Genomic DNA, 11855 nt, shown 5'->3' on the forward strand with positions numbered 1-11855 from the left:
TCTATGAGTGCTGGGTTGTTGGCACTCTTTTTGTTTATTCTACTGGCTCTGGGGTTCGCCGACAAAAATTGGTTAAATACTCCCGACAAAATATGGTCGTGATCTCCCGGCGCCAACAGTGTTTCAGGCCCTGCAAGAAGTCCAGGAGGTAACCTTTGCGGAGGTGCCGGTCATGGAGCGTCCGCAGCCTTGCGCGCATATCATAGCCGCTATGGAGGTGAGCGATGTTCGGATCCAGGTCTATGCGGGAGCGGATAAGGCCACACTGCAGGCAATTCTCCAGGCAGCAAAGTCATGCTGAACGATTTCAACTGCAGCTGCCCGGTGTACATCGCCTGCGGATACACAGACCTGCGGCGAGGCATTGATGGGCTGGCCAATCTGGTACAGAGCCAGTTCCAGATGGATCCCTTTCAGCGGGCGCTGTTTCTGTTCTGCGGGCGGCGGCGGGACCGGCTCAAGGCACTGTACTGGGAGGGAGACGGTTTTCTGCTGCTGTATAAGCGCCTGGAGAGCGGCAGTTTTCAATGGCCCCGAAGCACAGAAGAGGTGCAGGCCCTGACGCCCCAGCAATACCGCTGGCTGATGGAGGGGCTGAAGACCGAGCAGCCGAAGGCAAACAAGGCCGTGAGCGGCCTGAGTGTAATATAAGGCCGGAATTCATTGAAAACATTGGCTTTTTGCCCTATTATGTGGTATCATTTACTCATGGAACGTAAGAAAAATATTGCTGCAAGCACCCCGGAAATGGTGACCATTTCACGGACGGAATACGAATCTCAGCAGGCAGAACTGACTGAGTTAAAGCTCCAGAACCAATGGCTTCTGGAGCAGCTTGGCCTTGCCAAGAAGCGGCAGTTTGGGGTATCCTCAGAGCGGCTCCAGGAGGGGCTGATGGACCAGCTGTCTCTCATGGCGAATGAGGCGGAGGCCTACGCCTATGGGACCAAGAACGCCACAGCGGAGCAGGTGGCGGTAAAGGCCCATGCCCGCAAGCGGCAGAGCGGCAATGTGCTGGATATCGTGCCGGAGGGCACCCCTACGGAAGTGGTAGAGCACCGTCTTTCCGAAGAAGAGCGCATTTGCGATGTCTGCGGCGCCGTGATGGAGGAGATTGGCAAAGAGGTGCGCCGGAGCCTGAAGATGGAGCCGGCCCGGTTCTGGATCCAGGAGGATGTGTACTACACCTACGCCTGCAAGCAGTGCGAAGCGGAAACAGGGGAAGGTAATCTCCGAAAGACACCCAGACAGCCGACGCTCTGCCCGGGCAGCTTTGCCTCCCCGGAGGCGGTGGCCCATATCATGACGCAGAAATATGTTATGTACTCACCGTTGTACCGTCTGGAGCAGGAGTTTCAGCGGCAGGGACTGAAGCTATCCCGGCAGACCATGGCCAACTGGATCCTGCAGGCCTCGGACACCTGGGCTGCGGCCGGTGTATGATGCACTGCACCGGAGGCTATGCCAGGAGACTGTATTGCACGGGGATGAGACCACGCTGCAGGTGCTGAAAGAACCGGGCAGGACATCTACGAGCAAATCCTATATGTGGCTCTACCGGACCAGCGGCTGCGCTGAGTATCCCATTGTCCTGTATGAGTACCGGCCCAGCCGGAAGGCGGAGCACGCCCAGGCATTCCTCAAGGATTTCTCCGGCTGGCTGCACGCGGACGGCTACCAGGGCTACCACAAGCTGCCCGAGAACATCCGGGTTGTTGGCTGCTGGGCCCATGCCAGGCGAAAATTTGACGAAGCGCTGCAGACATTGCCTAAAGAGAAACGGCAGGATTCTCTGGCGGCAACCGGCGAGTGTTACTGCACCCGGCTGTTTCAGCTGGAGCAGTCTCTCATGGACCTGACGCCGGAAGAACGCTATACCAAGCGGCTGGAACTGGAGAAACCGGTTCTGGACGCTCTGTTGGCATGGGCAAATGAGGCCAGCGCCAAAACGGCACCCAAGTCTGCCCTGGGCAAGGCACTGCACTATCTGCGGGAGCAGTGGCCCTACCTGGTACGCTATCTGGAGGACGGCAGGCTGGAGCGCTCCAACAACCGTGCCGAGCGCAGCATAAAGCCCTTTGTCATGGGCCGGAAGAACTGGCTCTTTTCCAACACCCCCGCCGGCGCCCAGTCCAGCGCTGTGATCTACAGTCTGATTGAAACTGCAAAGGAGAATGGCCTGGACCCTTACCGCTACCTGGTTTGGCTCCTGAACAACGCACCGGGGCTGAGCCAGACGGATGAGGCTTGGGCGGAATCTTTCCTCCCGGTGAACGCACCCCAGTAATGCAAAAGTCCAAAACCATAATGAAAATGCCGACCGCCATCTCATTGCCTGTGCGCTGAGATGGCGGCCTTTTTATACGCCGAAAGATTTTACGGTTACGCTGGATGACGAGTTGGGCTACAGCAAATACGACTACAAGAACAAGGACACAGACAACAGCCGCAATGGCCACAGCAGCAAAACGCTGCGCACCAGCTTTGGAGATGTAGCGGTATCGGTTCCCCGGGACCGGAAGGGGGAATTTGAGCCTCAGGTGCTGAAAAAGAACCAGACCAGCATCAGCCAGGACATAGAGGAAAAGATCCTGTCCATGTACGCCAAAGGTATGACCACCAGCGACATTGAAGCTCACATTCAGGACATCTATGGCATTTCTGTTTCGGACAGCACCGTCAGCCGTATTACCGACAAGATCCTGCCCATTGCCAGGGAGTGGCAGCAGCGGCCTCTGGAGCCCATCTACGCCGTGGTATTTTTGGATGCCATCCACTATCATGTCCGCAGCGAAGGGCAGATCGTGAAGAAAGCAGTGTACATTGCCATTGGAGTCAACCTGGATGGTCGGAAAGACGTCCTGGGGATGTGGGTTGGGGAAACCGAGAGCGCCAAGTTCTGGGCCACTGTCCTCAATGGCCTGAAAAACCGGGGTGTAGAGGATATTTTCATTGCCTGCACCGACAATTTAGCGGGGTTTGATGCGGCCATCCACGCCACCTTTCCCCAGACAGAGATCCAGAACTGCATCATCCACCAGCTGCGCAATTCCAGCAAGTATGTGTCCTACAAGGACCTGAAAGCCCTTATGGCCGATCTGAAGGCGGTCTATGCCGCCGTGGACGAGCAGACAGCCCTGGATGCTCTGGACGCCTTCGGGGAGCGCTGGGACAAGAAATACCCGAAAATCTCCCAGTCCTGGCGGTCCAACTGGGCCAATCTCAGCACCTACTTCAAGTACCCCCAGGAAGTGCGCAGGCTGATCTACACCACCAATGCCATTGAGGGTTTCAACCGCCAGCTGCGCAAGGTGACCAAGTCCAAGTCCGTCTTTCCCACCGATGACAGCCTGCTGAAAATGCTGTATCTGGCCATGATGGATATTACCAAAAAGTGGACTGGACGGCGGCAGGACTGGAGCCTGATCCACGCTCAGATGGCCATCTACTTTGCCGAGCGTATGCCTGAGTAACACCGCCGGAGCCGGATGCCAAGGGCAAGATAAACGGCTCCGCCGCCCTTGACATCCGCCCCCAGCGGCGTTATGTTGTTGAAAAGGCGGCAGCCGGCTTTTCCCGGCTACCGTCCTGAATCAATTTTGCTCTATTCGCACCTCAAATGGTGTTTACACGGAATTTGGGATTGACCCATATTTTACAAATACTATATTTGTTTTCCAAGTAAGATGCACATGGAAAAATTTTTACAGCTTTTTCGGAATGAGAATCGGCACTATAGTAATTGATAATGGATGTCTGATGTTACTCATTTGGATTGGCTTACATGACATGCTCGCAAAGTGTATAGTTAACGTGATCATTATAGTTCTAAATTACATTTTTAGTAAACTGCTCATCTTTAAACAGAATTAAAAGCGCCTTAGATTTTTAATATATAAACCAAGTATACATCAATAGTAATATAAACTTTATAAAAAATACAGAACACCTGGAGGTGGCCTAAACGCCCGCCCCCAGGTGTTCGATATTTATGTACTCCAGCCCTCCCTTTTGGACAGGTCCATCATGCCAGAACAGTACCGCTCCCACCATGTCAACGTCATCTGTGACGGGTCGCCCTCTCGGATTCGCATGGTCCTGCGAATTTCCTTTGGAATGACCACCCGCCCCAGATCGTCAATCCGGCGCACGATGCCAGTTGCTTTCATCGGATAATCCCTCCAGTGGTTCTGTATTTGGTAAGCAAAACCTAGTATCCGCAAGAATTGGAGTGATATGCAGAAATTTGGCTGGGTTTGTTTGCCACTTATGGCACGTTCACCGGATTATTGTTCCCCTCTCGCCTCTTAACTCATCAGGGAAGTCCTGTCTGCAACAGTGGAATGGCATAAATGACCGGCTCCTCATAGGGATGAACTCTCCTAACTGCTTTTAGAGTTTCATCGAGCCGCTCCAAATAACAGGTGACCTCCACCTTTAGTTCAGGCTCACAGCTCACCTCGTCTGTCCGGCCCAAATAAGGGTGTGTCCCCGGCAAGGGTCTCCAACAGCTGGTCACAGGGCTATAGGACAAACAGCAATCATAGTTTCCAATATGGCCGGCATCCACTTCCCTAAGCGCCTGCTTCACCACCTCCAAGTGGGTTGCAGGCAAAAAGATCTCCAGCTTACAACATCCCCGTCCCGTGCTCATGGCTGTCCCAGCCCCCATTCGTCCAAACACTCCAATATCTCATCCACCTGATCTTCCAAATCCTCATGAGCTTCTCCCCACTTCTGGTAGGCTTCGCTCTCCATATCCTCCGGTTCTTCCTCATCTAACCGCTGAATTTTGAGGCGAACCTCATTCAGCTTTCTCAACAGTTCTTCCCGTTCTAACCCAACATTATCCTCACCGGAAAACGGAAAATCAATGATCTCTGCCATGATAGTTCCTCCTTTTTGCAGCATGGATACGTTCATTGTATCAGATTTTGGGGCTTTTTCAATGAAAAGGACCTGCGAATCATCGCAGGTCCTTTTTGTTACACAGATATTTTGTCATGCTGTCCCTTCCCAGCCTTCCAACGACAGACCCCTTGGGTCATCGTTCCCATAGGGCAAAAAGAACACCAGGTTCTGGGCTTATAAAGTACCATTACTATAAGACCCAATAACAGGGAGGTAAGCATCAAGCTATAAAATCCAAAACTAAACTGTGCCACCCATTCCGGCACTGACCCCGCCGTATAGGCCCAGTCCCAGGGAACTCGGAACGTCCAAAACAGCTTGATGGCTTCCCGCAAGGAAGCGGCTCCAGCTCCTACCAAATAGGTCTGTACCACCATACTGGCAAACATGGATAAAAAGAAGGCCAGAAAACCCCAACGGAACCATTTAGATGCCATCCATCTGGGAGCAGAGTGGTAGCGGGACAACTTCAGTTGTTTCCCTAAGACAGTGAACAGCTGCCCCCGTCCACATAAGCTATTGCAAAAAAACTTGTTCCCTCCAAAGGCAGCCAGCGCCAGAGGAAGCAAAAAATCGATCATGCCCAACCAGGCAAAAAGAATGTTAAAAAAGCCCAGCACAAAAAAGAGAATGGACCAGACCCACAGATAATCATACCAATGCCGGCTTCTCATACATTCTCCCCCCGATCCATAAGGATAATGCAATCCGCAGGGCAGTTCCGGGCACATTTCCCACAACCTACGCAGCGTGCCTCATCTACTCGGGCAAAACATCCTCTCCACACTCCTACTGCTCCCAAAGGACATTCAGACCCACAGGCTCCACAGGCCACACAGCGGCTCACATCCACCCGGGCCACTCGTTTCGATCTCATAGCAAGTCTTCCTTCCCAATCTTCCAAATTGCGGCAGTCAATAGTCCTGCCCGCTTCTTTGTCAGTATACGAAACTGGAGGTGTGAAGTATGTGACCAACTCACCAAACAACCTGCCACTACGCGGAACTGTAGGGTACTGAATTAGAAATGCTTTATTTTTACTGCCGTCCTCTCCTACCGCCGGTTCGCTTTCTCCCCTTTTCCTGTGCGAATTGATAGGCCAGTTTCAACCAATCCAGCAATTGTTGATCGATCTCCTCTTCCTGGGTAACCAACACATGGTGAGTCCAACGATTAGGATAGGGCTCCACTGCCACCGCAATCCGCGGGGAATCTATACGTTTTTCTAATCCAAACGTAACGATCAGACAATGTTCTGGCCACTCTTTTTTCCGCCGCACCGGCAGTGAGGCTGCTGCAAACAGACAATTTCCATAAAAACTGATCTGGCTTTTCTGAACCCTGATTTCACCTTCCGGTATCAGTTCTTCCAACCTTTGAACCAACACTTCGTACAGTCTGAGTTCCTGAGGATTTCCTTCAAAGAAAGCCAATACATCTCCCTGGTAGTAATCCCCCGTCTTCACCTTTCTTCTCCTCCCTTTCCTATGCACCATACATGGTTTCAGAACCGGCGATCCCAAACCTAGATTTCATTGCGTCAATCATAACATAACACCCCTGTATTGGAAAGAGAATTGCAATAGAGATGTGAGATCCATTCCCCCCCTTTTTATAGGAAAAGCCCTCGTTTTTTCTCATATATCCGACCATTTTATTCCATTTCACCTTACCAAGCCTCTTAAAATACTATGCAATTAGCATATTGTAACCACATACAAAAAATTGTAAAATGTATTTGTATAATTTGCAGTTTTTCGCTCCAAATAGTAAATCGGGAACATCTGCTGCCCCGAATGGATCGAGGGGAATTGTGGATCGCAAATCATGTGGGGTGGCATTGCTATGTCACCTCTATTTTATGTTTATGCTATAAAACTCCATAACCAACGGGGGGATTCCATGTACACGCAAGAAGTACATCGCTGCTATAACTGTTTTCAGCAACGGGAATGCTCTGAGGGTCCTTGTCCTTATTGCGGCTTTGATCTGTCTGAAAATGAAAAGGATTATCCCAATGCCCTTCGGGCCGGTACCGTACTGAACCATCGGTATATCATTGGCCGTGTGTTGGGACAGGGCGGCTTCGGCATCACTTACCTCACCTGGGACACCAAGCTCCAAACCAAGATGGCAGTCAAAGAGTTTATGCCCAACGATATCGCCACCCGAATCGGTACCACTGTATCTGTGGCTATGAAAAGTAAGTCCGAAGAATTTACTTACGGAGCCGAGCGGTTTCAGAAGGAGGCCCGGACCCTGGCCAAGTTCATGGGCCAGCCCAACATCGCCGGTGTTACCGACTACTTTGATGAAAACGACACCTCCTATTTCGTCATGGACTACATCGAGGGCATCTCCTTTAAAACCTACATCGCCAACCACGGCGGCAAGGTGAGCGTGGAGGAAGCCCTCAACGTGATGATTCCCGTCCTCCAGGCCCTCACTGCCGTTCATGCCGAGGGCTTCATCCACCGGGATGTGACGCCGGACAACATCTACATCACCAAAGACGGCGTGGTGAAGCTGCTGGACTTCGGCTCCGCCCGGTACTCCATTGGGGACAAATCCAAGAGTCTGGACGTCATCTTAAAGGTCGGGTACGCCCCCAAGGAGCAGTACATCCGCCGCAGCCGCCAGGGCCCCTACACCGATGTCTACTCCTGCGCCGCCTGTTTCTATGCCGCTATCACCGGCTACCTCCCCCCCGAGAGCCTGGAGCGGCTGGACAAAGATGAGCTCCAGCCCATCTCCCAGCTGGGAATCGACATCCCCGAGTATCTGGACCGGGCCATTTTAAAGGGTCTGGCCGTCCAGCCCGAGGACCGTTTCCAGTCGGCGGCTGAGTTTTTGCAGGCAATTGAACAGCAGCAGGTGGTGGAAGTGCCTTCCTCCGGGAACGAGCCTGCGGCCCACTCCCCCAGTAAGAAACGCACCCCTGCTCTCATTGCCGGCATTGCGGCGGCACTCGTTCTTGTGGCCGGTATAGGGATCGTCATCGGCAGCAAATCCGGCCAGGGAAGCGGGGGTGGGAATCCCATCGTCCAAGCCTTTGCCCCCACCGTCACCATCGCCGGAGAGTCCTACTCCACCACCACGTCCGGCCTGGATCTGCAAGGCAAAGATTTGACCAACGACGATTTGAAGGAACTTGGAGCCCTTTCCAACCTGCAGAGCTTATCCCTGCGGGACAATGAGGCCGTCACCGACCTCTCCCCTCTATCCGGCCTCACCGACCTGAAAGAGCTCAATCTTATGGGGACCGGAGCCGTTGACCTCACACCCCTGGCCGGATTGACCAACCTGGAAGACTTGAAACTGGCCAACCCGGAGATTTCTGATCTCTCTCCCCTGGCCAGTCTGAAAAACCTGAAATCTCTGCACCTGGATGACGGAAGTTTAACCTCCAGCAAAATCCTGGTCCTCTCCCCCCTGGCCGGATTGACGGAACTGGAACACCTCTATCTCCCCTCCACTCCCAACTACACGGATTTCTCTCCTTTGGCCGGGATGACCAAGCTGAAGGAGCTGACCATGATGGGAACCCGGTACAGCAACTCCAACAGCATTGACAGCCTGGAGTTTCTGCGCAACATGACCCAGCTGGAGACCCTCTATATTTCCGTTCGCAGCGCGGACTTGGCACCCCTGTCCGGACTGGTCAGTCTGAAAAATATGGAGCTGTTGGGAGAATTTCGAGCGGACGACCTGAGTGTGTTCTCCAATCTCACTCAGCTGGAGTCCTTGCTGCTGCGGCGTACCAGCAGCCAGATCCTCTGCCCCGCCCAGGACCTGTCTGCCCTGTCCGGCCTGACCAACATGCGCCGTCTGGTCATCAGCGCCTCCGGTCTGGACAGTCTCACCGGGGTGGAACAGATGAGCGGTCTGGAGGAGCTTGAGATCAATATGACGGATGCCACTCTCACAGATTTGTCCCCCCTGTCCGGCCTGACCAAGCTCCGCACCCTGGTTTTGTCCGTGGGAGGCAATCCTCCAGGCCCGCTGAACATTGAGGCGCTGCGGGGTTTGTCCGAACTGGAAACGGTCTCCCTCTCTCCGGGGAAGCGGGTGGAGGACTGGTCTGCCGTGGACCACGTACCCAATGTGATGAAAGGATGAGAAATGAGGTTATGAGATGGGAACCATAACGCAATGTCTCTGCTACAACTGCTTCCAGCAGCGGGAATCCTCCGAGGGGCCCTGCCCCTACTGCGGCTTTGACCTGGAGGAAAATGTCAAGAAATTCCCTGTGGCCCTGCGGGCGGGAACGGTCCTCAACAACCGGTATATTGTAGGCCGGGTGCTGGGCCAGGGCGGCTTTGGCATCACCTACCTGTCCTGGGACACCAAGCTCCAGGCCAAGGTGGCCGTCAAGGAATTTATGCCGGGAGAACTGGCCACCCGTGTGGATGGCACCACCGTCTCCATCCTGGCAGACAGCAAGACCGAGGCCTTCACCTACGGGGCTGAGCGGTTTCAGGAGGAGGCCCGGACCCTGGCCAAGTTCATGGGCCAGCCCAACATTGCCGGTGTTACCGACTACTTTGACGAAAACGACACCTCCTATTTCGTCATGGACTACATCGAGGGCATCTCCTTTAAAACCTACATTGCCAACCACGGCGGCAAGGTGAGTGTGGAGGAAGCCCTCAACGTGATGATCCCTGTCCTCCAGGCCCTCACCGCCGTTCACGCTGAGGGCTTTATCCACCGGGACGTGACCCCGGACAACGTCTACATCACCAAAGACGGCGTGGTGAAGCTGCTGGACTTCGGTTCTGCCCGGTACTCCATCGGGGACAAATCCAAGAGTTTGGACGTCATCCTAAAGGTTGGATACGCCCCCAAGGAGCAGTACATCCGCCGCAGCCGCCAGGGCCCCTACACCGACGTCTACTCCTGCGCCGCCTGCTTCTACGCCGCCATCACCGGCTACCTCCCCCCGGAGAGCCTGGAGCGGCTGGACAAGGACGAGCTCCAGCCTATCTCCCAGCTGGGGATTGACATTCCAGACTATCTGGACCGGGCCATTTTAAAGGGCCTGGCCGTCCAGCCTGAGGACCGTTTCCAGTCGGCGGCTGAGTTTTTGAAGGCCATTGAACAGCAGCAGGTAGTGGAAGTACCCTCCTCCGGGAACGAGCCTGCGGCCCACTCTCCCAGTAAGAAGCGTGCCCCTGCCCTCATAGCGGGCATTGCGGCTGCCCTCGTCCTGGTGGCCGGCATCGGCATTTTCATGGGCGGCGGCTCCGGACAGGAAAATGGAGAGGGAAATTCCGGCGGCAAGAACCGCCCTCTCATCCAAGCGGAGGTCCCCTCCATCACCATCCAAGGCCAGGAATACAGCACCGATCTGCGGGATTTGACCCTTGAGAACATGAACCTCACCGATGAGGACATTCAGGACCTAAAATACATGGTCAACCTGTCCCAGCTGAGAATCAGTCAATCCAGCATTACCAATCTGGCCCCTCTGTCCGGTCTGACCAATTTGGAGGACATCCGCATTACGGAAAGCCCGGATTTGACCGACCTGTCCGGACTGGCTAACCTCACGAATCTCACCGACCTGGATTTGTGGAGCGTGGGGGTGTCCGACCTGTCCCCCCTGTCCGGTCTGTCCAATCTGGAATACCTGCGGGTGGAGGGACCGAATATCGGTGACTTGACCCCCCTCAGCTCCCTGACCGGACTGCAGGAGCTGTCTTTGCAGACGGAGGGCTACGGCCTGTCAGACATCTCTCCCCTGTCCTCCCTCACCAATCTGGTTTCCCTGCAGCTTTCGGTGACGGGACGAAATTACGGAGACATCAACGATCTGTCCCCCTTAACCGGCATGACCAAGCTCCGGAGCCTGAATATCCGGGCGGGGAATGTCTCCGACCTGTCTCCCCTGTCCGGGCTGACGGAACTGACCAACATCTACCTCTATGGCCAGATGGAAATCAGCAGTCTGGAACCCCTGCGAAACCTGACCAATTTGACGGAGCTCACCCTGCAGGGCGGCGGAAATGAGCTTCGTATGGAGATCGACAGCCTGGGCGGTCTGGAGAACATGACCAAGCTTCAGCGCCTGCAGTTGGATGGTCTGACCGGAGTCACCGATCTGTCTCCCCTGTCCGGTCTGACCCGCCTGACCTATCTCTCCCTCAACGACCTCACTTCCCTGTCCGACCTGTCCCCGCTCTCCGGGCTGACCATGCTGCAGGAGCTCTATCTAAACAGCGCCAGTCAGAGCTACCTGGGTTCGGTAACCGATCTCTCTCCCCTGGGTTCGCTGACTGAGCTGCGGGTGCTGACCCTGTACAGTCTGGAGGATATCGATGGGCTGGATTTCATGAAAAATTTAACCAAACTGCAGGAGTTCCGAATCTCCGACCGGGGCACCCGGAATGTATATGTGGATATCTCTCCCCTGGCGGAGCTGACCGAACTGCAGATCCTGGACCTGGCGTGCGAGGTATCCGATCTGACCCCCCTGGCCGGCCTGACCAAGCTGCGCACCCTGAATGTCCGGGGTGACTTCCCCTCTGTGGAGCCCCTGCGCTCACTCTCCTCTCTGGTGGAGCTGACCATGCTGACGGACATTGTGACCGACATCAGCCCCCTGGCCGATCTGACCGGGTTGCGGAGCCTGAGCATCACCAACTACCAGGAGACCATCACCAATTACAGCTCCCTCTCCGCCCTCACCGGGCTGCAGACCCTGGATCTGCGGGGGCGGGGAAATACTCCCATCGATCCTTGGTCCTAATCAAAAAGGAGGTCATCTACATGTCTCAGATTGAATGTGGGCGGGGCCACCTGTATGACCCGGACAAATACCCCACCTGTCCCTACTGCAAAACCAACCAGCAGATCACGGTGGCGGCGGCAGGGCGCACCGCCCCCATCCGGGTCACCACCCCCAACCGGACAGCCCCCATCTCCGTTACCCAGCCCCAGCG

The 11855-nt window shown here is 54.8% G+C and carries 9 protein-coding genes and 2 pseudogenes; 6 read left to right on the top strand and 5 right to left on the bottom strand.

Going from position 1 to position 11855, the window contains the following annotated elements; translation table 11 throughout:
- Positions 1 to 294 precede the first annotated feature (294 nt).
- The 4 genes and pseudogenes from tnpB to B5E43_RS14335 form a co-directional block, all read left to right on the top strand.
- Positions 295 to 651 (top strand): IS66 family insertion sequence element accessory protein TnpB, encoded by a 357-nt coding sequence (gene tnpB, locus B5E43_RS14325; RefSeq protein WP_087377051.1) that lies wholly within the window; start codon positions 295 to 297, stop codon positions 649 to 651.
- A 96-nt stretch (positions 652 to 747) separates the two neighbouring features.
- Positions 748 to 1443 carry a transposase gene (locus tag B5E43_RS15690; RefSeq protein ID WP_275533024.1) on the top strand — a complete coding sequence of 232 codons (696 nt, stop codon included), beginning with the start codon at positions 748 to 750 and terminating at the stop codon, positions 1441 to 1443.
- A gap of 34 nt (positions 1444 to 1477) precedes the next feature.
- Positions 1478 to 2287, top strand: coding sequence for an IS66 family transposase (locus B5E43_RS15695; protein WP_275533025.1), 810 nt, complete (start codon positions 1478 to 1480; stop codon positions 2285 to 2287).
- A 100-nt stretch (positions 2288 to 2387) separates the two neighbouring features.
- Positions 2388 to 3473 (top strand): annotated as a pseudogene (locus B5E43_RS14335) (IS256 family transposase); the annotation flags it as partial.
- Positions 3474 to 4061: 588 nt separating this feature from the next.
- Here B5E43_RS14335 and B5E43_RS14345 read toward each other — a convergent pair.
- From B5E43_RS14345 to B5E43_RS14370, 5 genes and pseudogenes are all read right to left on the bottom strand, one after another.
- A pseudogene (locus B5E43_RS14345) lies at positions 4062 to 4169 on the bottom strand (AbrB/MazE/SpoVT family DNA-binding domain-containing protein); the annotation flags it as partial.
- 481 nt (positions 4170 to 4650) lie between these two features.
- Positions 4651 to 4887, bottom strand: coding sequence for a hypothetical protein (locus B5E43_RS14355; RefSeq protein WP_087397815.1), 237 nt, complete (start codon positions 4885 to 4887; stop codon positions 4651 to 4653).
- 98 nt (positions 4888 to 4985) lie between these two features.
- Positions 4986 to 5585, bottom strand: coding sequence for a 4Fe-4S binding protein (locus tag B5E43_RS14360; protein WP_087397816.1), 600 nt, complete (start codon positions 5583 to 5585; stop codon positions 4986 to 4988).
- Positions 5582 to 5788, bottom strand: a complete 207-nt coding sequence (locus tag B5E43_RS14365; protein ID WP_087397818.1) for a 4Fe-4S binding protein — start codon at positions 5786 to 5788, stop codon at positions 5582 to 5584. Before B5E43_RS14365 ends, B5E43_RS14360 begins: the two co-directional genes overlap by 4 nt.
- Positions 5789 to 5948: 160 nt before the next feature.
- The gene (locus tag B5E43_RS14370) at positions 5949 to 6377 is read right to left on the bottom strand and encodes a DUF5655 domain-containing protein (protein ID WP_087397819.1); all 429 of its coding nucleotides are present in this window, start codon (positions 6375 to 6377) and stop codon (positions 5949 to 5951) included.
- A 436-nt stretch (positions 6378 to 6813) separates the two neighbouring features.
- On the opposite strand from B5E43_RS14370, the gene B5E43_RS14380 reads away from it, so the two are divergent.
- Together B5E43_RS14380 and B5E43_RS14385 are read left to right on the top strand one after the other, a co-directional pair.
- On the top strand, positions 6814 to 9030 hold the full coding sequence (locus B5E43_RS14380; protein ID WP_158099071.1) for a leucine-rich repeat domain-containing protein: 2217 nt from the start codon (positions 6814 to 6816) through the stop codon (positions 9028 to 9030).
- Between the two features lie 16 nt (positions 9031 to 9046).
- Positions 9047 to 11662 carry a protein kinase gene (locus tag B5E43_RS14385; protein ID WP_087397825.1) on the top strand — a complete coding sequence of 872 codons (2616 nt, stop codon included), beginning with the start codon at positions 9047 to 9049 and terminating at the stop codon, positions 11660 to 11662.
- Positions 11663 to 11855 lie beyond the last annotated feature (193 nt).

This window comes from Flavonifractor sp. An100, from assembly GCF_002161175.1.
Taxonomy (GTDB): domain Bacteria; phylum Bacillota; class Clostridia; order Oscillospirales; family Oscillospiraceae; genus Lawsonibacter.